The 25,426-nt window shown below is 58.6% G+C and carries 26 protein-coding genes; 18 read left to right on the top strand and 8 right to left on the bottom strand.

The features are described from left to right. Window positions 1-2: 2 nt before the first annotated feature. From AC2FNC_RS10080 to AC2FNC_RS10050, 7 genes are all read left to right on the top strand, one after another. Complete coding sequence (locus AC2FNC_RS10080; protein WP_496715219.1) at window positions 3-686, top strand: adenylate kinase; 684 nt, start codon at window positions 3-5, stop codon at window positions 684-686. Window positions 687-866: 180 nt separating this feature from the next. Further along, window positions 867-1,151, top strand: coding sequence for a DUF4212 domain-containing protein (locus AC2FNC_RS10075; protein ID WP_209504901.1), 285 nt, complete (start codon window positions 867-869; stop codon window positions 1,149-1,151). A gap of 15 nt (window positions 1,152-1,166) precedes the next feature. Beyond that, on the top strand, window positions 1,167-2,951 hold the full coding sequence (locus AC2FNC_RS10070) for a sodium:solute symporter family protein (protein ID WP_480476698.1): 1,785 nt from the start codon (window positions 1,167-1,169) through the stop codon (window positions 2,949-2,951). Between the two features lie 108 nt (window positions 2,952-3,059). Then, entirely contained in the window at window positions 3,060-4,883 is a 1,824-nt protein-coding gene (locus tag AC2FNC_RS10065) for a DUF294 nucleotidyltransferase-like domain-containing protein (RefSeq protein WP_496715216.1), read from the top strand. Between the two features lie 27 nt (window positions 4,884-4,910). Next, a complete protein-coding gene (locus tag AC2FNC_RS10060) occupies window positions 4,911-5,429 on the top strand; it encodes a hypothetical protein (protein WP_480516730.1) in 519 nt (172 codons plus the stop codon). 2 nt (window positions 5,430-5,431) lie between these two features. Then, window positions 5,432-6,844, top strand: coding sequence for a 3'-5' exonuclease (locus AC2FNC_RS10055; protein ID WP_480553291.1), 1,413 nt, complete (start codon window positions 5,432-5,434; stop codon window positions 6,842-6,844). Window positions 6,845-6,934: 90 nt separating this feature from the next. After that, on the top strand, window positions 6,935-7,435 hold the full coding sequence (locus AC2FNC_RS10050) for a flavin reductase family protein (protein WP_480476690.1): 501 nt from the start codon (window positions 6,935-6,937) through the stop codon (window positions 7,433-7,435). On the opposite strand, the gene AC2FNC_RS10045 is transcribed toward AC2FNC_RS10050, so the two are convergent. The 3 genes from AC2FNC_RS10045 to AC2FNC_RS10035 are packed head-to-tail and all read right to left on the bottom strand — an operon-like array spanning window position 7,432 to window position 9,664. After that, the gene (locus AC2FNC_RS10045) at window positions 7,432-7,911 is read right to left on the bottom strand and encodes a DUF6505 family protein (protein WP_480493367.1); all 480 of its coding nucleotides are present in this window, start codon (window positions 7,909-7,911) and stop codon (window positions 7,432-7,434) included. The genes AC2FNC_RS10050 and AC2FNC_RS10045 overlap by 4 nt on opposite strands. After that, window positions 7,908-8,606, bottom strand: coding sequence for a biotin/lipoate--protein ligase family protein (locus AC2FNC_RS10040; RefSeq protein WP_480476686.1), 699 nt, complete (start codon window positions 8,604-8,606; stop codon window positions 7,908-7,910). Before AC2FNC_RS10040 ends, AC2FNC_RS10045 begins: the two co-directional genes overlap by 4 nt. Beyond that, window positions 8,603-9,664: an Mrp/NBP35 family ATP-binding protein gene (locus AC2FNC_RS10035; RefSeq protein WP_480553290.1), complete on the bottom strand. Its 1,062-nt coding sequence runs from the start codon at window positions 9,662-9,664 to the stop codon at window positions 8,603-8,605. Before AC2FNC_RS10035 ends, AC2FNC_RS10040 begins: the two co-directional genes overlap by 4 nt. A gap of 132 nt (window positions 9,665-9,796) precedes the next feature. On the opposite strand from AC2FNC_RS10035, the gene AC2FNC_RS10030 reads away from it, so the two are divergent. Next, complete coding sequence (locus AC2FNC_RS10030) at window positions 9,797-10,525, top strand: hypothetical protein (RefSeq protein WP_496715214.1); 729 nt, start codon at window positions 9,797-9,799, stop codon at window positions 10,523-10,525. Here the strand turns inward: AC2FNC_RS10030 and AC2FNC_RS10025 are convergent. Then, complete coding sequence (locus AC2FNC_RS10025; RefSeq protein WP_496715212.1) at window positions 10,519-12,471, bottom strand: 4Fe-4S binding protein; 1,953 nt, start codon at window positions 12,469-12,471, stop codon at window positions 10,519-10,521. The two genes, AC2FNC_RS10030 and AC2FNC_RS10025, sit on opposite strands and share 7 nt — an antisense overlap. Before the next feature lie 263 nt (window positions 12,472-12,734). Here AC2FNC_RS10025 and AC2FNC_RS10020 point away from each other — a divergent pair, with 263 nt between their 5' ends. The 10 genes from AC2FNC_RS10020 to AC2FNC_RS09975 all read left to right on the top strand — a co-directional run bounded on the left by AC2FNC_RS10020 (window position 12,735) and on the right by AC2FNC_RS09975 (window position 21,882). Then, a complete protein-coding gene (locus tag AC2FNC_RS10020) occupies window positions 12,735-13,289 on the top strand; it encodes a DUF3305 domain-containing protein (protein WP_480476678.1) in 555 nt (184 codons plus the stop codon). Then, window positions 13,286-13,861 (top strand): DUF3306 domain-containing protein, encoded by a 576-nt coding sequence (locus tag AC2FNC_RS10015; protein WP_496715210.1) that lies wholly within the window; start codon window positions 13,286-13,288, stop codon window positions 13,859-13,861. The genes AC2FNC_RS10020 and AC2FNC_RS10015 overlap by 4 nt, the downstream gene beginning before the upstream one ends. A gap of 4 nt (window positions 13,862-13,865) precedes the next feature. Then, entirely contained in the window at window positions 13,866-14,477 is a 612-nt protein-coding gene (locus AC2FNC_RS10010; RefSeq protein ID WP_496715208.1) for a TorD/DmsD family molecular chaperone, read from the top strand. Between the two features lie 57 nt (window positions 14,478-14,534). Continuing rightward, window positions 14,535-14,723, top strand: a complete 189-nt coding sequence (locus AC2FNC_RS10005; protein ID WP_480516714.1) for a ubiquinol-cytochrome c reductase iron-sulfur subunit N-terminal domain-containing protein — start codon at window positions 14,535-14,537, stop codon at window positions 14,721-14,723. Window positions 14,724-14,828: 105 nt separating this feature from the next. Next, window positions 14,829-17,723 carry a formate dehydrogenase subunit alpha gene (locus AC2FNC_RS10000; RefSeq protein ID WP_496715206.1) on the top strand — a complete coding sequence of 965 codons (2,895 nt, stop codon included), beginning with the start codon at window positions 14,829-14,831 and terminating at the stop codon, window positions 17,721-17,723. A gap of 12 nt (window positions 17,724-17,735) precedes the next feature. Beyond that, the gene (gene fdh3B, locus AC2FNC_RS09995) at window positions 17,736-18,329 is read left to right on the top strand and encodes a formate dehydrogenase FDH3 subunit beta (protein WP_209504177.1); all 594 of its coding nucleotides are present in this window, start codon (window positions 17,736-17,738) and stop codon (window positions 18,327-18,329) included. 75 nt (window positions 18,330-18,404) lie between these two features. Next, window positions 18,405-19,607: a formate dehydrogenase subunit gamma gene (locus AC2FNC_RS09990; RefSeq protein ID WP_480516710.1), complete on the top strand. Its 1,203-nt coding sequence runs from the start codon at window positions 18,405-18,407 to the stop codon at window positions 19,605-19,607. Further along, complete coding sequence (locus tag AC2FNC_RS09985; protein WP_480516708.1) at window positions 19,608-20,870, top strand: c-type cytochrome; 1,263 nt, start codon at window positions 19,608-19,610, stop codon at window positions 20,868-20,870. Between the two features lie 13 nt (window positions 20,871-20,883). Next, entirely contained in the window at window positions 20,884-21,009 is a 126-nt protein-coding gene (locus tag AC2FNC_RS09980; protein WP_480476664.1) for a hypothetical protein, read from the top strand. Beyond that, window positions 21,010-21,882, top strand: coding sequence for a substrate-binding domain-containing protein (locus AC2FNC_RS09975; protein ID WP_480493374.1), 873 nt, complete (start codon window positions 21,010-21,012; stop codon window positions 21,880-21,882). It abuts the gene before it with no gap. Window positions 21,883-21,946: 64 nt separating this feature from the next. Here AC2FNC_RS09975 and AC2FNC_RS09970 read toward each other — a convergent pair whose 3' ends face one another. The 4 genes from AC2FNC_RS09970 to AC2FNC_RS09955 all read right to left on the bottom strand — a co-directional run bounded on the left by AC2FNC_RS09970 (window position 21,947) and on the right by AC2FNC_RS09955 (window position 25,372). Then, on the bottom strand, window positions 21,947-22,762 hold the full coding sequence (locus AC2FNC_RS09970) for an ABC transporter substrate-binding protein (protein WP_480476660.1): 816 nt from the start codon (window positions 22,760-22,762) through the stop codon (window positions 21,947-21,949). Between the two features lie 20 nt (window positions 22,763-22,782). Continuing rightward, window positions 22,783-23,517 (bottom strand): ATP-binding cassette domain-containing protein, encoded by a 735-nt coding sequence (locus AC2FNC_RS09965; RefSeq protein ID WP_496715202.1) that lies wholly within the window; start codon window positions 23,515-23,517, stop codon window positions 22,783-22,785. Next, window positions 23,510-24,223, bottom strand: coding sequence for an ABC transporter permease (locus AC2FNC_RS09960; RefSeq protein ID WP_496715200.1), 714 nt, complete (start codon window positions 24,221-24,223; stop codon window positions 23,510-23,512). The genes AC2FNC_RS09965 and AC2FNC_RS09960 overlap by 8 nt, the downstream gene beginning before the upstream one ends. Before the next feature lie 159 nt (window positions 24,224-24,382). Continuing rightward, entirely contained in the window at window positions 24,383-25,372 is a 990-nt protein-coding gene (locus tag AC2FNC_RS09955) for an ABC transporter substrate-binding protein (protein ID WP_496715198.1), read from the bottom strand. Window positions 25,373-25,426 lie beyond the last annotated feature (54 nt).

Below are 25,426 nucleotides of genomic sequence, written 5' to 3'. Positions count from 1 at the left end.
TGATGGACGCCGCCACGATCACCACTCCCGCAGTACTCATCCTTCTCGGCCCTCCGGGCGCCGGGAAGGGCACGCAGGCCCGGATGCTGGAAGAGAAATTCGGGCTTGTTCAACTCAGCACGGGTGACCTGCTGCGCGAAGCCGTTGCAGCAGGCACGGACGCAGGCAAAGCCGCCAAAGCCGTGATGGAAGCCGGTGATCTGGTCAGTGACGAGATCGTCATTGCGATCCTGCGCGACCGTATGGCGCAATCAGATTGCGCCAAGGGCGTCATTCTGGATGGGTTCCCCCGCACAACGGTTCAGGCAGAGGCGCTGGATGGTCTGCTGGCGTCCAATGACCAGAAGATCAACGCAGCAATCAGCCTGGAAGTGGAAGATGCCGAAATGGTGATCCGCATTTCGGGCCGCTACACCTGCGCGGGCTGCGGCGAAGGGTACCACGACCAGTTCAAGAAGCCAGCCGAAGACGGAAAGTGCGACAAGTGCGGCAGCACCGAATTCAAGCGCCGCGCGGATGACAACGCTGAAACCGTGGCTTCGCGCCTAGCGGCTTATCATGCACAGACCGCGCCGCTGATCACCTATTACGACGGTCACGGTGTTCTGAAACGCATCAATGCCATGGGCAGGATCGAAGATATCGCTTGCGATCTCGAAGGGATCGTGAGCGACACCATGAGTTAAGGGGAGGAGATAAGCCACAAGGCTTTGATCCTAAAAAGAATACTTCAAAAGACCGCTTTGGCGGACTGGTGAAGTTTTACCTGGCACCATACGGTGTTGGGCATTGTCGAGAAGCGGACCGACGCACTGGAGGAGTTGAGCACCGGGCCGCCAAACGAGGAAGCGAAGGAGGAACCCGCAATGGCGGATCAATCTACAAACTCCGCGCAGGCAGCCGAAGCCGACAAGGGCTATTGGCAGGCCAACCTGCGCCTCATCTACATCAGCCTCGTGATCTGGGCGCTGGTGTCATTTGGATTCGGCATCCTGCTGCGTCCGCTGCTGTCGGGCATCGCCGTCGGTGGTACTGATCTGGGCTTTTGGTTCGCTCAGCAAGGATCGATCCTGGTCTTTCTGGTGCTGATCTTCAACTACGCCTGGCGCATGAACAAGCTAGACGCCGAACACGGCGTGGATGAAGAGTAAGGGAGAGCGGGGATAATGGATCAGTTTACCATCAACCTGCTGTTTGTCGGCGCATCCTTCGCGCTGTACATCGGCATTGCGATTTGGGCCCGCGCGGGTTCCACATCAGAGTTCTACGCCGCCGGTCGCGGCGTACACCCGGTCACCAACGGTATGGCAACAGCGGCGGACTGGATGTCTGCGGCCTCGTTCATCTCGATGGCGGGCCTGATTGCCTTTACCGGCTATGACAACTCGACCTTCCTGATGGGGTGGACGGGTGGCTACGTGCTGTTGGCCCTGCTGCTTGCGCCGTACCTGCGCAAATTCGGCAAGTTCACCGTATCGGAATTCATCGGCGACCGTTTCTACAGCCAGACAGCGCGCATCGTTGCGGTGATCTGTCTGATTGTCGCATCGGTGACCTACGTTATCGGTCAGATGACCGGTGTTGGGGTTGCCTTTGGCCGCTTCTTGGAAGTGTCGAACACCACCGGGCTGTTGATCGGTGCAGGCGTTGTGTTTGCCTACGCGGTGTTCGGAGGGATGAAGGGCGTGACCTATACACAGGTCGCTCAGTACTGCGTGCTGATCACCGCCTACACCATCCCTGCCATCTTTATCTCGCTACAGCTGACTGGCACTCCGATTCCGGCGCTGGGTCTGTTTGGCGACACTGCAAGCGGTGTACCGCTACTGACCAAACTGGACGGCATCGTAACAGAGCTGGGCTTCAACGAATACACGGCCCATCACTCCAACACGCTGAATATGGTGCTGTTCACCCTGTCGCTGATGATCGGTACCGCCGGTCTGCCGCACGTTATCATGCGCTTCTTCACCGTCCCCAAAGTGTCTGACGCACGTTGGTCGGCTGGCTGGGCGTTGGTCTTCATCGCGCTGCTGTATCTGACCGCTCCGGCTGTTGGCGCAATGGCCCGTCTGAACATCACCGACATGATGTGGCCCAATGGTGGCATCGAAGGTGGTGCCGTTACAGTCGAACAGATCGACAATGATGCACGGTACGACTGGATGGCCACATGGCAGAAAACCGGCCTGCTGGATTGGGAGGACAAGAACGGCGACGGCAAGATTCAGTACTACAATGACAAATCTGAATCGATGCAGGCGATTGCGGAACAAAAAGGCTGGGTCGGTAACGAGCTGACCAAGTTCAACCGCGATATCCTGGTTCTGGCCAACCCCGAGATTGCCAACCTGCCCGGTTGGGTAATCGGTCTGGTCGCTGCCGGTGGTCTTGCGGCTGCTCTGTCGACTGCTGCGGGCTTGCTGCTGGCGATTTCGTCGGCCGTGTCCCACGACCTGATCAAGGGCGCAATCAACCCGCAGATTTCGGAAAAAGGCGAGCTTCTGTCGGCACGGATTGCGATGGCTGTGGCGATTGCTGTAGCGACCTGGTTGGGTCTGAATCCTCCGGGCTTTGCAGCACAGACTGTTGCTCTGGCCTTTGGTCTGGCGGCAGCCTCGATCTTCCCGGCACTGATGATGGGGATCTTCTCGACCCGCATCAACAACACCGGTGCTGTTGCAGGTATGCTGGCAGGTCTGGTCGTTACCCTGGTCTACATCTTCCTGCACAAGGGTTGGATGTTTATTCCGGACACCAACTCGTTCACCGATGCCGATCCGTTGTTGGGTCCGATCCAGTCGACCTCGTTCGGCGCTGTCGGTGCCATGGTCAACTTTGCTGTCGCCTATGTTGTGGCTGGCATGACCAAGGAAACTCCGCCGGAGATCAAGGAACTGGTCGAAAGCGTTCGCATTCCCCGTGGTGCGGGTGCAGCTCAGAACAAGTGAGCATGATGCGGTCGTTGGCTCTTGCCTTCGACCGCGTCTTTCGATCCACTACTCCCGCCCGGCATACCACTGGGCGGGATTTTTTCACCAGAACACCGGAGACATCAGATGCCCCTGTCCCACGATGAAATCGCCCGGTTTCTGAAATCCGTTCATCCCTATGACGCGTTACCGGCTGAAGCCCTGGATCAGATCGTAAAACAGATCGAGGTCTGGGAAGTAGAGGAAGACACCTCGGTCTATGAACTGGGTCATGCGCTTCCCGGCGTATTCGTGATCTATGAAGGACAGGTTGAAATCACCGATGAGAATGGTGCAGTTGTCTCTCAACTAGGCTTGCGCAATTCTTTTGGAGAGCGCGGACTGCTGAAAGACGGCAAGGCAGCCACCAAGGCGCGTGCGCACACTCCGTCGGTCCTGATTGTTTTGCCACCGGATCTGGTGCGCGAGTTGATCGACGGTCACGATGTGGTCGCCAAGTTCTTCAACCGCACACGCGGCGACAGAAGCGGCCCGCAAAGCCTTGCGACCAGTTCCATTGATATTCTGATGGCACATAACCCGGCTACCTGCCCCGCGGATACGCCTGTTCAGAAAGCGGCGCAGATCATGCGCGACAAACACATCTCGTCACTATGCATCACAGACGGCGACACGTTGCAGGGCATCGCGACGCTCCGGGATATCTCAGGCAAATATGTTGCGGACGGCCTGCCTCCGTCCACACCGGTTTCCGAGATCATGACCGCGAACCCCGTCACCCTGTCACCCGGTGACATCGGCTCAGACGTGTTGCACATCATGATGGAACGCGGCATCGGCCACGTCCCGATTTCAGAGGGCGGTCGGCTGGTCGGTATCGTCACACAAACCGACCTGACACATTACCAGGCCGTGAACTCGGCCGAACTGGTGCGACGCATCGCCCAGGCAAATACCGCCGAAGATATGGCGCGGGTAACGGCGGAAATCCCACAGCTGCTGGTACAACTGGTTGCAGGAGGGAACCGGCACGAAATCGTCACGCGCCTGATCACCGACGTTGCTGACACGGTTACCCGGCGCCTTCTGGCCCTTGCTGAACAGAAACTGGGCCCGCCCCCTGTGCCGTATCTGTGGCTGGCATGCGGCTCGCAAGGGCGGCAGGAGCAGACAGGCGTGTCGGATCAGGACAACTGCCTGATGCTGGATGACAGCCTAACCGATGCGGATATGGAGTACTTTGTAATGCTGTCCAGGTTCGTGTCGGACGGGCTGGATACCTGTGGCTATTTCTATTGTCCCGGCGACATGATGGCGACCAATCCGCGCTGGTGTCAGCCGGTGCGTGTCTGGCGCGACTATTTCAAGGGATGGATCGCCAAACCGAACCCCGAAGCGCAGATGCTGGCCTCGGTCATGTTTGACTTGCGCCCGATAGGCGGCACGTTCGACCTGTTCGCCGACCTGCAGGCCGACACATTGGCGGCGGCCAGGTCCAATTCGATCTTCGTCGCACATATGATCTCGAACTCGTTGAAACACACGCCGCCGCTGGGATTGCTGCGTGGTTTTGCGACCATCCGGTCGGGCGAGCACCGCAACACGCTGGATATGAAACACAATGGTGTTGTTCCGGTCGTGGATCTGGCGCGAATCTACGCCCTGCAAGGCGAACTGCCCGAGGCCAATACGCGCGCCCGTCTGAAGGCTGGCGAGGCCAATGGCGTTCTCAGCGCGTCGGGCGCACGCGATTTGCTGGACGCCTATGATCTGATCGCCGAAACCCGGCTTGAACATCAGGTCCAGCTGGTCAAATCGGGCAAGAAACCAGACAATTATCTGCCACCTTCCGATCTTTCGGACTTTGAGCGAAGTCATCTTCGTGACGCCTTCGTTGTGGTAAAAACCATGCAATCAGCGGTCGGCCACGGCAAGGGAATGCTGGGCTGACATGCATCTGAAGAACGGAGAGACACGATGTTTCTGGAATTGATCGGCACTGTTTTTGCGGGCTTCGCTTTTGCGGGTATCGTTCTTGTGCTGAACAAGCTGACCGGAGGGCGGTTGCCGAAATGGGTTACTCCGGTCGCGGCGGGTTTGGGGATGATCGCTGTGACCATATCCAGCGAGTATTCCTGGTACGACCGTACGCGCGAACAGCTTCCCGAGGAAATGGCAATCGTGCAAGAGGTTGAAAGCCGCGCCCTCTACCGCCCGTGGACCTATGCCGTGCCCTTCGTCGACCGCTTTGCCGCTATCGACACCGTGTCGGTGCGAACAAACGAAAACGTTCCCGACCAACGACTTGTCGATCTTTATTTCTTCGGTCGCTGGGCTCCGGTTTCAAAACTGCCCGTGGCCGTAAACTGTGCCGAGAATCGTCGCGCCAACCTTGCGGACGGTGCTGAGTTTTCCGATGACGGACGTCTGCTGAATGCAGACTGGATATCTGCCGGGCCTGCCGACCCCATCATCGACGCCACCTGCGGGGTTTGACAATGCTCACAGGGTTAAGCCTGCGGCTCAGGATATTTCTGTTTTTCTGCCTGCTCGCGCTCGGCGGGATATCAATCAGTTCCGCCGCCCTGTGGATCACCTATGCCCGGGCCGCACAACCTGACCTGTTTGATGACTTCATCTTTGCCGAGGTTCTGATCGGGTTTGGATTGCTGGCTTTGATCGCCGGTGTCTGGCTGTTGTTTGACGACAATGTCGCCAAGCCGATCGAACGGCTTTCAGCGCAACTGCGGGCCCGCGCTCATGCCGGTGTCAGCACGGACCTGGACATGCAGGCCGCGCGGTATTTGGGAGATCTGGCCCCTGCTGCAGCTGGCCTGGCCGAGCAACTTGCCGCAAATGCCATGCACACAGCCGAGGCGGTGGCTGCTGAAACCGCTCATCTGGCGGCGGAAAAACAGCGCCTTACTGCCCTTCTGACCGAGATCCCGGTCGCCATGTTGCTGGCCAGTCCAAAACACCAGATCGTTTTGTATGACGGTCAGGCGGCCGAGGTGCTGGCCCAGATCGCGCATCCCCGCCTGAACGCCTCGCTCTTCGAGTATATCGAATCGACGGGGCTGACGGACGCGTATGGAAAGTTGTGCAAATCAGGTAAGGATGTTTTCTGCACCCTGACCAGCGTGGACGGCCGACAAACCTATTCGGCCCGAATGAAGCCATTGGGTGACGCACCCGGTTACATGCTGGTGTTCGAAGACAGCGTTGCCCGTATGTCGCCAGATGAGGCCCGCCCGCTGGTCTATGATTTCGAATTGCTGGACACGCCGGGTGACGGCGCGTTTGAAAACCGCTCTTTGCTGGATCTATGTTTTGTGGTCTTCGACACGGAAACAACCGGCTTGCTGCCACACAAGGATGAGATCGTTCAGATCGGCGCGGTCCGCGTTGTGAAAGGCAAGATCGTCGCGGGCGAGCATCTGGACATGCTTGTAGATCCGGGCATTCCGATCCCTGCTGCCTCGACCCGCGTGCACAAGATCAGTGATCACATGGTTCAGGGCGCACCGGATATTGTCAAAGCCGGACGTGTGTTTCACCAATTCTCACGCGATGCGGTGATTGTGGCCCATAACGCGCCGTTCGACATGGCGTTCCTTCGCCGCCATGCCAAGCGTATGGAAGTCGAATGGGATCATCCGATACTCGACACTGTGCTGTTGTCGGCCGTTTTGTTCGGCGCCAGCGATACACATACACTGGACGCGCTGTGTGAACGGCTGGACATCACTATCCCCGAGGCGCTACGTCATACGGCATTGGGCGACGCGGTGGCAACAGCCGAGGCGCTGGTCAAGATGCTGCCCATCCTGCAAGCGCGCGGGCTGAACACCTTTGGCGAAGTCATCGTCCAGACCCGCAAACACGGGCGTCTGCTGGAAGACCTGAATTAACACCGAAATTTGCAAACGCCGTTCAGCTTTTCGTGGACAATCCGGGCCACGCATGGCACCTGATGCGCGGCCAAGGAACACGCGCGCGATATGACGGAAAAGATTTTCACACCAACCCCGGATCAAAGCCACGCCTTTCGTGAGGCTCTGGGATGTTTCGGAACGGGTGTCACCGTGATCACTGCGCAAACCGAAGACGGCCCACGTGCAATCACCGTAAACTCGTTTGCGTCGGTGTCCCTGGACCCGCCGCTGGTGCTGTGGTGCCTGGCCAGAGAGTCAAACCGCTTCGATACGTTCAGCACCTGCACGCATTACTCGATCCACGTCATGGCTCAGGATCAACAGGATCAGGCGCTAAGATTTGCACGCGACGGTGTGGATTTCACCCATGCCGAGTGGACGACAGACGAGGCTGATCGCCCGCAGCTGGCCAATTGCCTGGCTCGGTTTGACTGCCGTTTGCATGCCCGGCACGAGGCCGGAGATCATCTGATCATTGTCGGTCATGTGGATCAGGTCATGTACCGCACTGGCAAGGGTCTGATCTTCAAGCGCGGTCAGTTCGGCGGGTTTGTAGACCCTTTCTAGTCGTCCAGAGACCCATGCACCGCCAGCACCTCTAGCTGTGCGTCTTGCGGAGTGATCACACGAAAGGATTCGTGCACTCCTGTCTCAGATAATTCTCTGGCGACGGTCAGCAGCGTGTTGGCGGCATGGTCTTCACACAGATCTGACATGTGATCAATCTCAGCCTGTGCCACGCCTAATGCGGCTTCGACCGAGGGCGCTCCATAATACTGCACGAAGTGTTCTGCCAAGTTGCGGGTGACCTGATCCCTTTCAGCGGCTTCGATCTGGGTTACCGCCACAAATGTCACCCGGCCAAAGGTTTCCAGCCCCAGCCAGCCATTCGCAAAAGCCTGACGCGCCTTACCTTCCAGATCCGCGCCGCTCCAGTTCGAAAACTCGAACCCGCCCGAAACGCACCATTCGCCCGTACGTGCCGGAGAATGAAACACGTTCATGTCGCTTTCATCGAAATGGATGGCGCGGGCCAGTTTCATCGTCCGTTCTCCAATAATTCCGTCAACGGGCGCAAACGGGTGTTGACCCCGTCGCGGATCAGCATTCCGAACCGCTCATCCGCTCCAAGGAATACACCGCCATCGACCCGTGGCTCACCTACCCCACGCAGCAGGCCCATCCATTCGGCATGCAGCGGCGCGTTGCCATCCTCCTGCCAGCGGTTGAGCCAGGTCAGCATATGGCGTGACCAGCTTTCGACCAGTTGCGTGGCCGACACCTCGGCGCAGCCTTCATCATAAAGGGCTGTGACATCCGGTGTCTCGCCGGGCGCGGTGCTGGTTTGCATCAATGCGAGCTCCCAGCCGACAATCAGCCAATCCGGTTCTTCTTCCGCGTTTTCCCCGGATGCCGAAACGCGGAACACACCGCATTTCGCGCCATTCACACAGATCACACCGTCCCATTCCAGATGCACCGCCACTTCAGGCGGGGCCAGAGCGCCCAGCGCATTCTGAAACCCGACAGCACAAAGCGGCAGCATCGCCATCGCGTCCCGCAGTGGCACCTCGGGCGCAAATACGATCGCGACACGCAGGTAATCGGCCTGAATGTTATAAACAACCGCCCCCGCATCGCAGCCCAAAGCCGCCATAGCCTGGGCCCGTTCAAACGGGTCTTCCCCACCCTGAACCGGGTGACCCGTCAACAAAGGGGGAAAGACCGGTTGGCTCATGCGGTGCCTTTGGTGATCATGTCGCGGGCGATCTTGCGGAAAGCCTCGGCCTGAGGACTGTCTGGCTTGCTGACCACAATTGGCGCGCCCCCGTCTGCGGCTACACGAATGTCCAGATGCAACGGGATTTCACCCAGCAGCGGCACGCCCATCGCCTCGGCCTCAGACTTGACACCACCATGACCGAAAACATGTTCTTCGTGCCCACAGTTCGAACAGATATGCGTGGACATGTTTTCGATCATCCCAACAATAGGTGTCTTGAGCTGATTGAACATGTCGATCCCCTTGCGGGCATCAATCAGCGCCACGTCCTGCGGCGTCGAGACGACAATAGCGCCGTCCACCTTGAATTTCTGGCTTAGCGTCAGTTGCACGTCACCGGTGCCGGGCGGCAGGTCGACGATCAGCACGTCCAGGGCACCCCATTGCACCTGGCTCATCATCTGTTGCAGCGCCCCCATCAGCATCGGCCCGCGCCAGACAACCGCCTGCCCTTCGTTGGTCATCAACCCCATCGACATCATGGTGACGCCGTGGTTGCGCAGCGGTAGGATCGTCTTGCCATCGGGGCTGGCCGGGCGGCCCGAGACGCCTAACATCCGAGGCTGCGACGGCCCGTAAACATCCGCGTCCAGCAGACCCACGCGCCGCCCTTCTGCGGCCAGTGCACAGGCCAGATTGGCCGACACGGTGGATTTGCCCACCCCCCCCTTGCCAGAAGCAACCGCGAGGATCCGGTCAACACCGGGAACGGCCTGCGGTCCAGTTTGGGATGGTTTGGGTTTCGGCTTCAAATCCGGCGGCGCCTTATCGGAATGCGCAGTCATCAGGGCCGATACATTTGCAACGCCCTCAACCATCTGCGCAGCCTTCTCAGCTGTTGCGCGCACAGGTTCCATCTTGTCGGCATGCTTCGGATCAATCTCAAGAACAAAGCGAACCGTGTCGCCCTCAACATTCAGCGCGCGCACGATGCCCGCGCTGACAATGTCCTGACCCGAAACCGGATCGGTGATCTTTTTCAGGTTCGCCAGAACCGCGTCACGAACACTCATGCTGTTCTCTCCTTGGTGTGCCCCGCCGACAGGGGCGTGCGTGTCGACATGTATTGGTCGCCGCTCATTGCATGTGTCTCCGTCTCTTTCTGTTCATTTGACGCATCGCAGCCTTCATAGTTAGGCTAAACCATGCGCCTTGTCTTGTTGTGCCTGAGCCTGACGCTCACCGCCACCCCCTCCTTGTCGCAGGAGGCGATTGGCCTTGCGGCTCCGGCAGAGGTTAAAGACTCCGGTCTGTTGCAACATATCCTTCCTCGCTTCTCTCTCAAGACCGGGATACGCGTTGTCGCAGATGATGCCGGTGCCATGGTGCTGGAAACCGCGCCGCCCGGTGATCCTGTCTTTGCCCGTAGTGGAGTGGTCTATCACCTGCGGATCGAAGGTGATAATCGTCAAATCCGGTTTCGCGACTGGCTGCAATCAGATATCGGCAAGCGCACTGTCGAAGGTTTTCTTCCTGCGGTGGGTGAACCGTTCAGCACCGGCTTTGATCCCACATTCACCCAGTCGGACGATACCCTGGATGGCAACACCGTGCTGGGCGAAGAACTATCTATGACCCATTGTGGTCGATGTCATGTGATTGGCCCCCGAAACCGGATGAGCGGGCTTGGCTCAACCCCCTCTTTCGCGGTTCTGCGCGCGATGCCGGATTGGTCGGAACGGTTCGAGGCGTTCTTTGCCCTCAATCCCCACCCCGCATTCACGCAGATCGACGGGTTGACACCCCCCTTTGATCCCGAGCGACCATCCCCAATTCACCCGGTCAAGATGACGTTGGACGATCTTGAAGCCATCCTGGCATTTGTTTCGCGCATTGACGCCGCAGATCTGGGCTCGCCGCTAAAGCTTCAGTGATCCTTTCTATCCGAATAGTAATCCTCGGTGGTAACGACCCGAGGCTTTGGTTTTGACTGGAACGGATTGTCCTGCTGCTGGAAATGAGCATTCACCCGGCAATTGTCACACATCTGGATCATCCGCGCCTGTTCCGTTGAGGCAAACATCGGGTGCGTGCCCGAAAGCTTTTCCATGATCCGTTCAACGGTTGATTTCACCCCAAACAAAGCCCCGCATTCGACGCAGGCAAATGGTTCCTCCTCGTTCAGGACCTGCTGAGACAAGGCAGCATCGCTCAGGTCCATTTGTGGTACCAAGGTGATCGCATCTTCGGGGCAGATCGTCTTGCACATTCCGCATTGCAGGCACGCATCCTGCTGAAAGTTCAGCTGGGGCTTGTCAGGGTTATCCATCAAAGCCCCGGACGGGCACAGAGACACACAACTAAGACAGAGCGTGCAACTGTCAGTATTCACTGCAACGGCACCGTAAGGCGCACCTTCAGGCAATGGCAGCGGGGCTTTGGCCTGCGGATTCAGGGCCTGTGCGGCCAGTCGCGCGATTTGTCGGCGGTTGCCAAGTGGCAAGACCGGATCTGCCAACGGTTCGGGGACATTTTGCGCATACAGCAAGTCTGCCATCGCATCAGGGTCCACCTCCTCAATCAGCCCGATCCCATCCGAACTGGCTATGGCACGTGCCAGTTCAAGTTCGCGATCCAGCGCATCCCGCTCGGTCGTCGGTGCCAGCAGCACATCCACACGCGCAAATCCATGAGCCAGTGAGGCCAGCATTTCCGAATGACCGAACCCGGATATCACTTTCAATTCCAGCGGGATAACATCCGAAGGCAATCCCCGCCCGAACCTTGCTGCAAGCCTTATCATTTCGGCCCCGTGGGCGTCGTGCACAAGCAACCGGGGTGCGATACCGCCTGCCCTTCGGTACGTGCGCGCCAGAGTGTGCATCCGTGACAACAAGGCCGAAACAGGTGGATCTTCATAGGTTATCGCCGTCGACGGGCAGACCGCCGCGCATTCACCACACCCGGCGCAGACCATCGGATCAATCGCTACATGCTCGCCCGAGGGCGTGATTGCACCGGTTGGGCAGATATCCAGACAGTTTGAGCACCCGACCTGTTCCGCCCGCGAATGGGCGCAAAGTGTTTCTTCCAGTCGCACGTACAGGGGTTTTTCGAATGTTCCGACCAGTTGGGCGGCGTCGAAAGCCAGACTTTCTACAGAAACCGCATCCTTGGGATCAGCCCGCAAGTACCCCTCGCGCTTGGCCGGGGCCTGCACAAAGGGCGTGCCCCCCGTCAGATCAACAATGATATCGCAGGCCGATTGCGCCCCATCTCTTGGTTCCGTCCAATTGAAAGCACCCCTGCCTGCGGGAACCACTTGCTGCACATTGTCCAGACGCAAAGAAAACCCACCCAGAGCACCCGAAACAGACCGCAACTGTCCCCGAATGACGTCGAAGGCCCGAGAGTCCGGCTCAGCCTGATCTGTGACCAGAACGGTTACAGCCAGTGTCCGGGCCAACCTTTCCGCCAGTCCAAAGGCAACGGTGCCCGGACCCATGATGAAACACGTGCCTTCGCTGATGACATCAACGCTGGGCGTCACGGGTTGCGGCAGGAACGCTTCGGCGGCTAAGGCAGCCATTTTGGCCGTCGCATCCGCGCCCTGATCGGACCACCCAGCGCGATCCCGCAGGTCGACAAAGCCGGGGGTCTCGATATTCATATCTTCGGCAAGCGACCGGAACACCTCTTGTTCTTGCAGACAGGCGATGACGGTATCGCCCTCTTGAATCAAGGCCGCAGCGGATTGCAGTTCTTTTGTACAAAGCGCGGTATGCACCTTTGAACAGGAAATTCCGCAGGCGCTTTCGATCCTGTCCGGATCCAGCGCCTGAGTTCCCGCGCAATCGCAGAGCAAAAGTTTCGTGCCCATGTCCCCTCCCTCGGGAAGCAGTCCCGATCCTCTGCACTTTAGGCTGCATTCCCGATGAAGCAACTTCAACCCTGCGCAGCGTGCAGGGCGCCGGGCAGAATTTCGCGGCAAAATCCCATAAAACAAAAGCCTTCTCAGGCTTTGATCACGAAGACGCTACCGGGAATACGACCAAAGTATTAACGCACGGGCTTGGCACGTGGCTATTTTGTGTACCATAGTGGACGTGGAAAGGCAGTGGAGAGCCTTTCGGGGAGGATCCAGTGGCCAAGGCCGCAAGCCAGATCGACATGCCGGTTGGCGTCATTGTGCGCAAAACACCCGGGGTCACGCGTTGGGCCCGCTGGAACTGGCGCGCGGTCGCCGTGTTGCCTGGTGCAGGGCCAGCCGATTGGCAGGAACTGCGCCGCGAAGGCGAGGCGGTCGAATACCACGCTGCCACCCTTCCTCTGACTCTTTGGGCGGACGAGACCGAAGCCTATCTGGTCAACCTGTCGGACGGGCAGCCCTCGATCTATCTTGTACTGCGGAATGAGCTGAAGGGCGACACGCCGCTGAATGCAGTTCTGATCACCGCTTCTCCGTTCCAGGGGCAGGATTACGCAGATACCGGCGAAGAAATTGTCGAGAAAATCCCAATGACCGAAGGGCTGATCGCCTGGGTGCGGGATTTCACCCTGAAACATCACCAGCACGAAGTGTTCGTCAAGCGCCGTCGCGACAAGAAGCGGACGGATCTGGTTGAAGACGGCAAAGGTGATGCACGTATCCGGCAGGCATCGGACGTGTACCGCTCGCCGAGACGGGTGCTGCAATGACAGAGCGGCGTGATTTCTGGTCGCGCCGGAAGGCAGCCGTTCAGGCCGAAGCTGAAGCCGAGGCGATGGCCCTCGAAGAACGGGTGATCGCAGCACATCACACCGAACTTGAAGAAAAGAGTGACGCCGAGATTTTGGCCGAATTCAACCTTCCCGATCCGGATACCCTCGGACCCGGCGATGATGTTTCGGGCTTTATGTCCAAGGCAGTGCCTGATCGCCTGCAGCGCCGCGCCCTGCGTCGGCTGTGGCGGTTGAACCCTGTTCTAGCCAATGTCGACGGGCTGGTCGATTACGGCGAGGACTATACCGATGCGGCCTGCGTGATCGAAAACATCCAAACCGCCTATCAAGTTGGAAAAGGCATGCTGGCGCATGTCGAAGCGCTGGCCGCCGACGCGCAAGAAACGGAAGAAAACGAAATCGAAACTGATACGCTCTCTGAACCAGAGGTCGTGCCAGTTGACCCCGATCCCGTGCCACAGCCGGTTTCAGTGGTTCAGGTGGAAGAGCCGGAAGAAGTCGACCGTCCCCCGTCTCCACGTCGAATGACATTTGAATTTGAAGGATGACCGAATGACCGCAAGTGACGCGCACACTCTGGATGTTTCAGCCGAGGATCGCCTGCGCGCGGATTTCTATAACTTTCTGGGTCTGTTACTGGCAGGTCCTCCGGACCAGATGTTGCTGAACCAAATGGCTGGTCTGGTCGGAGATGACACGGATCTCGGCAAGGCCATTCAATCCATGGCGCGGGTTGCCAAGGTCACCAAGCCAGCCGCTGCCGAACGGGAATTCAATGCGTTATTCATCGGATTGGGCCGGGGTGAGTTGCTGCCTTACGCCAGTTTCTACCTGACGGGCTTCCTGAACGAGAAACCCTTGGCTCAGCTGCGCAATGACATGGCGGTTCGCGGGATCACACGTGCCCAAAACGTGTTCGAGCCCGAAGATAACATCGCCTCATTGATGGAGATGATGGCCGGAATGGTCGTCGGGCGTTTTGGCAGCCCGGCATCCCTGGATGACCAAAAGGCATTCTGGAGCAAGCATATCGGCCCCTGGGCCACGCATTTCTATTCGGATTTGGAAGCAGCCGAGAACTCGGTTCTTTATGCATCCGTCGGCACTGCCGGTCGGGTGTTCATGGAGATCGAGCGCGAAGCGTTCCGGATGACGGCGGGGTAACCCGCACATCGCCGGTGTCCTATGGGCGCCAAACCGCAATTGGGAAAGGAGGTTCCCATGAGCAAGACCAAGGAAGAAGGCGCCACCCGCCGTGACTTCCTCAAACTGGCCGGAACCGCAGCACCCGCTGCCGTTGCCGCCGCCAGCCTGACCGGGAAGGCCGAAGCCGCCGCGCTGCCGGCCGACGAAACCCGCATTCAGGATACTGCGCATACACGCGCCTACATCGAGAGCACCCGGTTCTAGGATCGGACGCTCTCACACCCGACAGACGGTTGCGATTGGCCCTGACGTCGGTTTCAGCAGTACCAAGCCAGCCGTGGCTTACACGGCGCGCAAGGGAGGAAAGACATGCTTAGGAAAAAGACCAACGGGGTTGCGAGACGCCCCCAGCGGACAAGTATCCTGTCCCAGGTCGGCGAGAAAACCGTCGATCGCCGCGCATTCCTGCGTGGCTCGGGCCTGACGATCGGCGGCCTTGCCGCGATCAGCGCCACAGGTGGAACCGTGACGCCAGCCAGTGCCCAGACGGCGGCCAAACAGGCCGTTGAAAACATCAAATCCGTATGCACCCACTGTTCGGTCGGCTGTACTGTCGTTGCCGAAGTGCAGAACGGTGTCTGGGTCGGGCAGGAACCCGGCTGGGATAGCCCGTTCAACCTGGGTGCACACTGTGCCAAGGGGGCCTCGGTTCGCGAGCACGCCCATGGTGAACGCCGACTGAAATATCCGATGAAAAAGGAAGGCGGCGAGTGGAAGCGCATTAGCTGGGAAGAGGCGATCAACGAGATCGGCGATGGCATGATGTCGATCCGCGAAGAATCCGGGCCCGACAGCGTGTATTGGCTGGGCTCTGCAAAGCACAATAACGAACAGGCCTATCTGTTCCGCAAATTCGCCGCCTACTGGGGCACGAACAACGTGGACCATCAGGCCCGTATCTGCCACTCGACCACGGTTGCGGGTGTTGCGAATACATGGGGCTACGGCGCCATGACCAATTCGTATAACGACATCCACAACTCGCGCGCCATCTTCATCATCGGCGGCAACCCGGCTGAGGCGCACCCTGTCTCTCTGCTGCACGTTCTGCGCGCGAAAGAGCAGAATAACGCACCGCTGATCGTCTGCGACCCGCGATTTACGCGCACCGCGGCCCATGCGGATGAATATGTCCGTTTCCGCCCGGGCACAGACGTTGCGCTGATCTGGGGCATCCTGTGGCACATCTTCGACAACGGATGGGAGGATAAAGAATTCATCCGCACCCGGGTCTGGGGCATGGACCAGATTCAGGATGAGGTGGCCAAATGGACGCCTGAAGAAACAGAACGCGTCACCGGCGTGCCTGGCTCGCAACTGAAACGCGTTGCCCGAACTATGGCGAACAACCGCCCCGGCACAGTCATCTGGTGCATGGGCGGCACACAGCACACCAACGGCAACAACAACACCCGCGCCTATTGCGTGCTTCAGCTTGCATTGGGCAATATGGGTACCTCGGGTGGTGGCACCAATATCTTCCGCGGCCACGACAACGTGCAGGGCGCGACAGACCTTGGTGTATTGTCCCATACCCTGCCCGGCTATTACGGCCTGTCCGCGGGCGCATGGGGCCACTGGAGCCGCGTCTGGGGTGAAGACCTGGATTGGCTGAAGGGCCAGTTCGCCACGATCAAGGGCAAAGACGGCAAGGACAAACCGCTGATGAATGAAAGCGGTATCCCGGTATCCCGCTGGATCGACGGTGTTCTGGAAGATCCTGCGAACATGGATCAGGACAACAATGTCCGTGCCATGGTTCTGTGGGGTCACGCGCCGAACTCGCAAACGCGGGGTCCGGAAATGAAAACGGCAATGGAAAAGCTGGACATGCTGGTCGTGATCGACCCGTATCCCACTGTCTCGGCCGTTCTGCATGACCGCACCGATGGCGTCTACCTTTTGCCCGCCTGTACGCAGTTCGAAACCCGTGGCTCGGTCACCGCGTCAAACCGCTCGCTACAGTGGCGTGACAAGGTCGTCGAACCGCTGTTCGAAAGCCTGCCGGACGAGGTCATCATGGCCAAGTTCGCCAACAAGTTCGGTTGGGCGGATCGCCTGTTCCGCAATATCGAGATGGAAGACCCCGAGACCCCGAATGTTGAAAGCATAACGCGTGAGTTCAACTCGGGCCTCTGGACCATCGGCTATACCGGGCAGTCGCCGGAACGTCTGAAAAGCCATATGGCCAATCAGCACACGTTCGACAGAACCACGCTGCAGGCCATTGGTGGACCAAACGACGGCGAATACTATGGTCTGCCGTGGCCCTGCTGGGGAACCGCTGAGATGGGTCATACGGGGACACCGAACCTCTATGACATGTCCAAACCGGTGGCCGAAGGTGGCCTGACCTTCCGCGCCCGGTTCGGTGTGGAACGCGATGGCGACAACCTGCTGGCCGAAGGGGTCTATAGCGTTGGATCAGAAATTCAGGACGGATACCCTGAATTCACGATGCAGATGCTGATGGATCTTGGCTGGGACGGTGACCTGACGGCTGAAGAACGCGCTGCAATCGATGCCGTTGCAGGCCCCGAGACCAATTGGAAAACCGACCTTTCAGGTGGTATCCAGCGGGTGGCGATCAAGCATGGCTGCGCGCCCTTCGGGAACGCCAAGGCCCGCGCGGTCGTCTGGACCTTCCCGGATCCGATCCCACTGCATCGCGAGCCGCTTTATACGAACCGGCGTGATCTGGTGGCGGACTATCCGACCTACGAGGATCGGCACTCCTATCGCCTGCCCACCCTCTATGCTTCGATCCAAAAGAACGATTTTTCAAAGGATTACCCGATAATCCTGACGTCTGGTCGTCTGGTCGAATATGAAGGCGGTGGTGACGAAAGCCGGTCTAACCCATGGCTTGCTGAACTTCAGCAGGATATGTTCGTCGAGATCAACCCGCGCGATGCCAACAACCTTGGCATTCGGGACGGACAACAGGTCTGGGTCGAAGGTCCGGAAGGCGGCAAGGTCAAGGTGATGGCGATGCTGACCAATCGGGTTGGTGCCGGTGTCGCCTTCATGCCTTTCCACTTTGGCGGCCATTTCCAGGGCGAGGATCTGCGGCACAAATACCCCGCCGGTGCTGACCCCTATGTTCTGGGCGAAAGTTCCAACACCGCCCAGACCTATGGCTATGATTCAGTGACCCAGATGCAGGAGACCAAGTGTACTCTCTGCAAGATCTCGGCAGCGTAAGGAGGACGATTAATGGCTAGAGCAAAGTTTCTCTGCGACGCTGAACGCTGCATCGAATGCAACGCCTGCGTAACCGCGTGCAAGAACGAGCATGAGGTACCTTGGGGTATCAACCGCCGCAGGGTGGTGACGATCAATGACGGCAACCCGGGCGAACGCTCGATCTCGGTGGCCTGTATGCATTGTTCGGACGCACCCTGCATGGCGGTGTGCCCGGTCGACTGCTTCTATCAGAACGAAGAAGGTGTTGTCCTGCACTCCAAGGACCTGTGCATCGGTTGCGGTTATTGCTTTTACGCGTGCCCGTTTGGCGCGCCGCAATACCCGCAGGCGGGCAATTTCGGTTCACGCGGCAAGATGGACAAATGCACGTTCTGCGCTGGTGGTCCCGAAGAAAACCACTCGACCGCAGAGTTCGCCAAATATGGTCGCAACCGGATCGCCGAGGGCAAACTGCCCATCTGCGCCGAAATGTGCTCCACCAAGGCCCTGCTTGCCGGTGACGGCGACGTGGTGTCGGCTGTTTACCGTGAACGCGTCGTGGCGCGCGGTTTCGGCTCGGGCGCCTGGGGCTGGGGTACTGCCTACGACCAGAAAGACGGCTAAGCCGCTGTCTGCACAAAGCAATGGACAACCCGCTCAGCGCGGGTTGTCCGATCTTGGAATTTGACCGAGGTTCAGATGCTCCGCTTTCTCATCGCTTTTCTGTTCACCCTTGGGCTTACCTTTTCGGGTGCCGCCCAAACGACCGATGACAGCACCGCCATACCTGAAAGGGCGGGAACCGGCGGAGCGACGACCCTCGAAGACATCCTCGCCCGGCAACGTGGTGAGAAGGTGGATAACGCTTATCGCTCCGACAATACCGGCCAGAGCAATGTCGAGGGTCTGATGGGGCAGCTTGGCACCCGTGGTGTTGCATCGAACAGCGATGTGTACCGTGCGTTGCGCTATGGTTCGGCCGATGTGACCGTGTCGTCAAACGGCCCCGCTGCTAGCGTGTTGATACAGGATGGTGGCATGTGGTGGCTGAATTTCCGCACCGGACCGCTGCGCGAATATGGCACTTACATCATCGCCGGGATGTTGGGCATCATTTTGCTGTTCTTCCTGATCCGTGGGAAAATCCACATCGATGGAGAGAAAACGGGCCGCACAGTCACCCGTTTCAACGGGATTGAACGTTTTGGCCATTGGCTGTTTGCAGGATCGTTCCTGATCCTCGGCATTACTGGTTTGCTCACGCTCTATGGCCGCGACTTCCTGATCCCGGTCTTCGGCAAGGAAGGTTTCGCCACCATCGCACAAGGCTGCAAGTGGCTGCATAACAATCTGGCCTGGGCCTTTATGCTGGGTCTGATCATCGTCACGGTGAACTGGATTGCTCATAACATCCCCAACCGCACTGACCTGAAATGGCTGGCCGCTGGCGGGGGCCTGTTCACCAAGGGCAACCACCCGCCCGCCCGGAAATTCAATGCGGGGCAGAAGATCATCTTCTGGGCCTGCATCCTGCTGGGCGTGTCAATCAGTCTGTCCGGCTTATCACTGCTGTTTCCGTTCGAGTTGCCCCTGTTCGCCAAGACCTTCTCGGTCGCAAACGCCACGGGCGTTCCTCAGGCGCTGGGTCTGACCTTGCCGGTGCAGATGTCACCGCAGGAAGAGATGCAATTCGCCCAAGTCTGGCATGTCATGATTGCCTATGTGTTCATCGCGATCATCGTTGCGCATATCTATCTCGGCTCGGTCGGTATGGAGGGCGCATTTGACGCCATGGGAACCGGCGAGGTCGAGGAACAATGGGCGCGCGAGCATCACTCGCTCTGGCTGGAAGAGGTGCAGGAAAAAGAGGCTGGCAAAGCAGCCGCCTCACCCGCTGAATAGATGCGTGGGCTGGTTCTGGCGCTGGCGCTGGTGCCCCTGCCTGCCGTGGCAGAGTTCTTTACACTGAAAGGGCATGGCGGCCCCATTATGGGCATTGCCACCGCGCCAGACGGTCGCATCGCAACAGCCAGTTTCGACAACTCTGTGGGTCTTTGGACCGGGCAAAAGCCAGATTGGTTCGAAGGGCACGAAGCGGCGGTGAACGCAGTCGCGTTCAACGGCTCCGCTTTCTATTCTGCTGGGGACGATTTCACCCTGCGCAAATGGCCCAGCGGTGAAGTCATTGGCCGACACAAGGGCAAGATTGTCGGCCTTGCCACGTCAGAAACCCTTATTGCCACGGCCAGCTGGGATGGAACAATCGGCCTGTGGCCTGTCGATGGCACAGAACCCGCGCGGCTTGGACCGACTGGCAGTGGCGTAAACGCGGTCGCATTCTCACCTGACGGCACGCAGCTTTATTCGGCGGGCGTCGACGGCGCTTTGCGGCTATGGGATGTATCCAGCAGGCAGGAAACAAGGCGTCTGGTCGAGCACGGGTTCGGCATCAATGAACTGGCCCTGAATGCACAGGATAACTGGATCGCCTATGGTGCGGTTGACGGTGTTACGCGTATCCTTGACCTTGCCACCGGGGAAGAGCGCGACTTCACACTGGACCGCCGCCCGATCCTTGCCCTTGCACTCAGCCCGGATCGGAGACTCTTGGCCGTAGGCGATGGCGAAGGGTATATTATGGTCATCGACACCGTCGATTGGCGCATTGCACAGGATTTTCGCGCCACGTTGCGCGGTCCGGTCTGGGCTTTGGCATTTTCCGCAGACGGTAAAAGCATCCATGCGGGCGGACTTGACGAGGCGATGTACAGCTGGCCTGTGGACGCGTTGTCCGGCCAACACCAGATGGCCTCGGCAGAACCGAGTTTCCTGAAAAATCCTGATGAGATGGACAACGGAGAACGCCAGTTTGCGCGCAAATGTTCGATCTGTCACAGCCTGTCCTCCGATAATGCACGACGTGCAGGCCCCACCCTGCACGGTGTATTTGGACGTCCGGCCGGCACAGTTCGCGGATATTTGTACTCGGATACATTGCAAGGCTCTGATATCATTTGGAATGACGAAACGATAAATGCCCTTTTCGACGAAGGGCCAGACCACTACATTCCGGGGTCGAAAATGCCGATGCAGCGGATTGCCAAAGCACAGGATCGCCAGGATCTTATCGCTTTTCTGCGTCGCGCAACAACTGACCGGAACTGAACCGGAGGAGCCCATGAAAGCCTTTCTCGCCGCCGTCGCCGCGATGGTCGTTATTGCAGGCGCAGCCCCGTTTGTGCTGGAACAAATCGGATTCAGTACCGCTGACACAACATCCGGCACCGCCGTGCGCCTCGACTGAATGCCGCAATATCTGACCACCCGTGAACTGGCCGATCTGCTGCGCATTGGCGAGCGGAAGGCCTATGACCTTGCCTCGTCAGGCGAAATACCGTGCGTGCGCGCCATGGGTAAGCTGTTGTTTCCGCGGGCCGAGATCATTGCCTGGCTCAACGCGTCGCGATCCGGTCCTCAGGTCGCCGAACCGCCCCTGCCCCCGATCATAGCGGGCAGCCACGATCCCTTGCTGGACTGGGCGTTACGTGAAAGTGGATCGGGGCTGGCCACCTATTACGACGGTTCTTTTGACGGGCTGATCAGGCTCAGCAAACGCAGCGCGCAGGCCGCTGTGCTGCACATCCACGAAAATGGCGGATTCAACAAAGAATCCCTGCTTGACACTTTGGGCGAAGCCCCGGTGATCCTGTTTGAAATCGCCCGACGTGAGCGTGGATTGCTTCTTGCCCCGGGCATATCCGACATCAATTCTTTTGACGACCTCAAGTCTCGCACCGTCATGCTACGTCAGGACAGTGCGGCAAGCCAGCGCCTGTTTGACTCCCAACTTGATGCCCACGGTCTGAGCCGGGATGATCTGGACATTCGACCAGGCTGCGCACGCACAGAAGAAGAGCTGGCCATCGCCCTGCATGACCGGAAGGCCGAGGCCGGTTTTGGGCTTGGCGCCCTAGCCGGGCTCTACAACTTGGGTTTTGTCCCTACTCATTCCGAGCGGCTGGACCTCGCGATCTGGCGCCGGGCCTTCTTCGATCCGCCAATACAGAAACTGCTAACCCTGTTGCGCTCGGGTCAATTCGCCCAGCGGGCAAGCGAATTCGGCGGCTATGACCTGTCTGGTCTTGGCACGATCCACCACAATGGGGCCAGCGGGTGAGCTTCCACCCGCGCCTTCATCTTTTCAAAAATACTCGCCCCGCAGGGGCTGGCCGCAGGCCAACTTATTGCGCATTGGGGAAAAACACCTGCTGACCGTCCAGTCGGAAAGAGGCGATCGCCTCCTGCCCGTCCGGCCCGGTCAACCAATCGATGAACCGCTGTCCAGAGGCAGCGCGCACATGGGGATGCTTTTCGGGATTTACGAGGATCACACCATATTGGTTGAACAGACGCGGATCACCTTCGACCAGGATCTCAAGATTGCCTCTGTTACCAAAGGATAGCCACGTCGCCCGATCTGTCAGAGTATACGCGTTCATGCCGCTGGCCACATTCAGCGTTGCCCCCATACCCGACCCGGTTTCCCGATACCAACTTCCGGATGCGCCGGTTGGATCCAGCCCCGCGGCAGACCAATGCCGCAGCTCGGCCTTATGCGTTCCACTGTCATCTCCGCGCGATGCAAACGGGGCTTCAGCGCTTGCGATCGCAGCAAGAGCGTTCAAAATTTCGGCACCACCGCGAATTCCGGCAGGATCTGCCTTGGGGCCCACCAATACAAAATCGTTATACATCAGGTCCCTCCGCTCCACGCCATATCCATCAGCGACGAATTTCTCTTCGGCGGATTTGGCGTGAACCAGCAGGACGTCACCGTCACCGTTCACTGCGTTGCGAATTGCCTGACCTGTTCCTACGGCCACGACGCGCACGTCAATGCCCGAATCGGCCTCGAACCACGGCAGAATATAGTCCAACAGCCCCGAGTTCTGGGTGGATGTCGTAGATTGAACGACAATGAACGGAGTCTCTGCCCTGGCCGCACTTGCCGACAGACCAAGGGCTATCACTGCTGCCCGAAATATTGCGCGGAACATCATACTCTCCGTTTTATCTTTTAAGTAACCAATCCACCCGCGAGGTAGCGGCGCGATGCTTCGCTTACCGGGGTATCCAAAACCTGTTTTGCGGGACCGTGTTCAACCACAAGACCGCCCTGCATCATGACCACATCCGAGGCCAAACGACGGGCCTGACCAATATCATGTGTCACCATCACGATCCGTACACCCCGCGCAGAGGCGCGCAGAACCATACGTTCGATCATCTGTGTCGCGCCGGGATCAAGGGCGCTGGTCGGTTCGTCCAGAAACAGTGTTTCGGGCTCCAGCGCCAAGGCACGCAATATGGCCAGCCTCTGGGCCTCGCCGCCCGACAGTGATCGGGCGGATTGCCGGGCCTTACCATCCAGCCCGCCTTCGGCCAGCAACTCGGTGATACGTGCCTTTCTTGCTGTTCGCCCAATGCCCTGTCGTTTGAGGACAAAGCCCAGGTTTGCAGCAACAGACCGTCGCAACAGAACCGGTCTCTGAAACACCATGGCTTGGCGCGCTTTCTGCGCGGCGCCCAGAGGGTTTCCATCCTGCACCACCCGCCCGCGATCCGGCGAGATCAGGCCATGCAAACACCGCAGCAACAGGCTTTTGCCCGCACCGTTGGGGCCAAGAAGCAACGTCGGCCCCAGACCATCCATAACCAATGAAGGAACATCCAGCAAAACCTTGCCGTTGCTGCGAATTTGCAAGTTTTCAACTGTCAGACAGTTCGACATGTCACAGGTCACGTCACGCATGGCGCAACCCCTCCTGTTCGGCCCGCAAACTGACCGCGCTGACCATCGCGTTTACGGCAACTGCAATTCCGATCAGGATCGCCCCCAGCGCCAATGCCAGAGACAGATTTCCCTTCGACGTTTCAAGCGCAATGGTCGTCGTCATCACGCGGGTCACATGATTGATGTTTCCGCCAACGATGATAACCGCGCCCACCTCGGCGATGGCGCGTCCAAAACCTGCAAGCAAAGCCGTGACAAGTGCCAGTCGCGCATCCCACAACAAAACCGGCACCGAGGCCAGCCGTGACACACCCAAGGAGCGCAGCTGTTCGGAATATTCCTCAGCCAGCATCTCAACAACCTGTCGCGTCAAAGCCGCGACAATGGGGGTGACCAAAACGACCTGCGCAATGATCATGGCAGTCGGAGTGTACAAAAGCTCAAGCACCCCAAGGGGACCGGAACGGGACAGCATCAGATAGATCAGCAGGCCCACGACAACCGGCGGAAACCCCATCAGTGCATTCATCAGGACGATCAGCATCCTGCGGCCGGGGAACCGGGCGACGGCCAACGCAGCCCCCACGGGCATTCCGATCAGAGCAGAAACCAGCACCGCAAACACGGACACTTTCAGAGACAACAACACAATTGCCCACAGCTCAGAATCTCCCCCGAGGATCAAGGCGATCGCAGCGCTGAATTCTGATGAAAATTCCTGCATTTTCTTCCTAGTTATCTACGCTTCGTACAGAACGCGCTAGATTACAGGGAAATACTACTTCTTTTCGATGCCAAGTACAGACACAATTCCGACATCCCGAATACGAAACGCGGCCCCGATTGGGACCGCGTTTTTTTTCACTCAGATGAACCGTTGGCGTCAGTTCAGAGCAGCGTCCGTGATCTGATGCGTCCAGGCCCCTTCGGGTGTTTTGGTGATCACCGGATCAGAACCTCCGGCCAGCAGAGTACCAACGGTGCGATCAAAATCCGCCGGGTCCAGCGCGCCGTTCGAACCTGCGGTCAACTTGGCGATCTCACCCATCATGCGTTTCTGATGCTCTTCTGTCTGCGCACCCGTTGCATCGTTCTCCAGCACGATATCTGCCGCTTCATCGGGGTTCTCCTCGGCGTATTTCCAACCTCTCATCGAGGCGCGCACAAACCGCTGCATCTTGTCGGTGAACGCCGCATCGCTGAGATTTTCTTCCAGAACGTAAAGACCGTCTTCCAGCGTCGCGACACCCTGGTCTTCGTATTTGAAGGTTACCAGTTCATCCGGGCTGACACCGGCATCGATGACCTGCCAGTATTCATTGTAGGTCATGGTGCTGATGCAATCCGCCTGACGTTGCAGCAGCGGGTCGACGTTGAAGCCCTGTTTCAGAACTTCCACACCGTTGTCGCCTTTCCCATCAGTGCTGATGCCCAACTGGCTCATCCAGCTCATGAACGGGAATTCATTGCCAAAGAACCAGACGCCCAGCGTGCGGTTCTTCAGGTCCTCGGGCGACGAAATACCGGCATCTTTCCAGCAGGTCAGCATCATGCCCGAGCTTTTGAACGGCTGGGCGATGTTCACCAACGGCAACCCTTTTTCACGTGCGGCCAGAGCGGCAGGCATCCATTCAACGGTCACATCAGCACCGCCGCCCGCAATCACCTGTGTCGGAGCAATGTCAGGCCCGCCGGGCAGAATGGTAACGTCCAGCCCTTCTTCCTCGTAAAAGCCCTTGTCCTTGGCAACGTAGTAGCCCGCGAATTGTGCTTGCGTGACCCATTTCAGTTGCAGTGTCACTTCATCCGCCGCCAGCGCCGTACTGGCTGCCAGACCAAAGGCGGCAACCGCCCCGCTGAATAGCTTGTTCATCTTCATTTCTCCTAGTTGCTTGTTGCGCCCCGATTTTCAGGGTCTGTTGATTTT

The sequence above is a fragment of the Ruegeria sp. BHSA123 genome, from assembly GCF_059613425.1.
Note: the sequence above shows the minus strand (reverse complement) of the source record. Positions and strands in the feature narration are given on the sequence as shown.

What these genes read in the sequence shown, in the direction of transcription:
- AC2FNC_RS09970 (WP_480476660.1), bottom strand. Translation starts at nt 22,762, where the DNA reads ATGTTCCGCGCAATATTTCGGGCAGCAGTGATAGCCCTTGGTCTGTCG.
- AC2FNC_RS10025 (WP_496715212.1), bottom strand. Translation starts at nt 12,471, where the DNA reads ATGGGCACGAAACTTTTGCTCTGCGATTGCGCGGGAACTCAGGCGCTG.
- fdh3B (WP_209504177.1), top strand. Translation starts at nt 17,736, where the DNA reads ATGGCTAGAGCAAAGTTTCTCTGCGACGCTGAACGCTGCATCGAATGC.
- AC2FNC_RS09975 (WP_480493374.1), top strand. Translation starts at nt 21,010, where the DNA reads ATGCCGCAATATCTGACCACCCGTGAACTGGCCGATCTGCTGCGCATT.
- AC2FNC_RS10080 (WP_496715219.1), top strand. Translation starts at nt 3, where the DNA reads ATGGACGCCGCCACGATCACCACTCCCGCAGTACTCATCCTTCTCGGC.
- AC2FNC_RS10015 (WP_496715210.1), top strand. Translation starts at nt 13,286, where the DNA reads ATGACAGAGCGGCGTGATTTCTGGTCGCGCCGGAAGGCAGCCGTTCAG.
- AC2FNC_RS10075 (WP_209504901.1), top strand. Translation starts at nt 867, where the DNA reads ATGGCGGATCAATCTACAAACTCCGCGCAGGCAGCCGAAGCCGACAAG.
- AC2FNC_RS09960 (WP_496715200.1), bottom strand. Translation starts at nt 24,223, where the DNA reads ATGCAGGAATTTTCATCAGAATTCAGCGCTGCGATCGCCTTGATCCTC.
- AC2FNC_RS09955 (WP_496715198.1), bottom strand. Translation starts at nt 25,372, where the DNA reads ATGAACAAGCTATTCAGCGGGGCGGTTGCCGCCTTTGGTCTGGCAGCC.
- AC2FNC_RS09980 (WP_480476664.1), top strand. Translation starts at nt 20,884, where the DNA reads ATGAAAGCCTTTCTCGCCGCCGTCGCCGCGATGGTCGTTATTGCAGGC.
- AC2FNC_RS10065 (WP_496715216.1), top strand. Translation starts at nt 3,060, where the DNA reads ATGCCCCTGTCCCACGATGAAATCGCCCGGTTTCTGAAATCCGTTCAT.
- AC2FNC_RS10010 (WP_496715208.1), top strand. Translation starts at nt 13,866, where the DNA reads ATGACCGCAAGTGACGCGCACACTCTGGATGTTTCAGCCGAGGATCGC.
- AC2FNC_RS09985 (WP_480516708.1), top strand. Translation starts at nt 19,608, where the DNA reads ATGCGTGGGCTGGTTCTGGCGCTGGCGCTGGTGCCCCTGCCTGCCGTG.
- AC2FNC_RS10045 (WP_480493367.1), bottom strand. Translation starts at nt 7,911, where the DNA reads ATGAAACTGGCCCGCGCCATCCATTTCGATGAAAGCGACATGAACGTG.
- AC2FNC_RS10030 (WP_496715214.1), top strand. Translation starts at nt 9,797, where the DNA reads ATGCGCCTTGTCTTGTTGTGCCTGAGCCTGACGCTCACCGCCACCCCC.
- AC2FNC_RS10040 (WP_480476686.1), bottom strand. Translation starts at nt 8,606, where the DNA reads ATGAGCCAACCGGTCTTTCCCCCTTTGTTGACGGGTCACCCGGTTCAG.
- AC2FNC_RS09965 (WP_496715202.1), bottom strand. Translation starts at nt 23,517, where the DNA reads ATGCGTGACGTGACCTGTGACATGTCGAACTGTCTGACAGTTGAAAAC.
- AC2FNC_RS10035 (WP_480553290.1), bottom strand. Translation starts at nt 9,664, where the DNA reads ATGAGTGTTCGTGACGCGGTTCTGGCGAACCTGAAAAAGATCACCGAT.
- AC2FNC_RS10000 (WP_496715206.1), top strand. Translation starts at nt 14,829, where the DNA reads ATGCTTAGGAAAAAGACCAACGGGGTTGCGAGACGCCCCCAGCGGACA.
- AC2FNC_RS10005 (WP_480516714.1), top strand. Translation starts at nt 14,535, where the DNA reads ATGAGCAAGACCAAGGAAGAAGGCGCCACCCGCCGTGACTTCCTCAAA.
- AC2FNC_RS10060 (WP_480516730.1), top strand. Translation starts at nt 4,911, where the DNA reads ATGTTTCTGGAATTGATCGGCACTGTTTTTGCGGGCTTCGCTTTTGCG.
- AC2FNC_RS10055 (WP_480553291.1), top strand. Translation starts at nt 5,432, where the DNA reads ATGCTCACAGGGTTAAGCCTGCGGCTCAGGATATTTCTGTTTTTCTGC.
- AC2FNC_RS10050 (WP_480476690.1), top strand. Translation starts at nt 6,935, where the DNA reads ATGACGGAAAAGATTTTCACACCAACCCCGGATCAAAGCCACGCCTTT.
- AC2FNC_RS10070 (WP_480476698.1), top strand. Translation starts at nt 1,167, where the DNA reads ATGGATCAGTTTACCATCAACCTGCTGTTTGTCGGCGCATCCTTCGCG.
- AC2FNC_RS09990 (WP_480516710.1), top strand. Translation starts at nt 18,405, where the DNA reads ATGCTCCGCTTTCTCATCGCTTTTCTGTTCACCCTTGGGCTTACCTTT.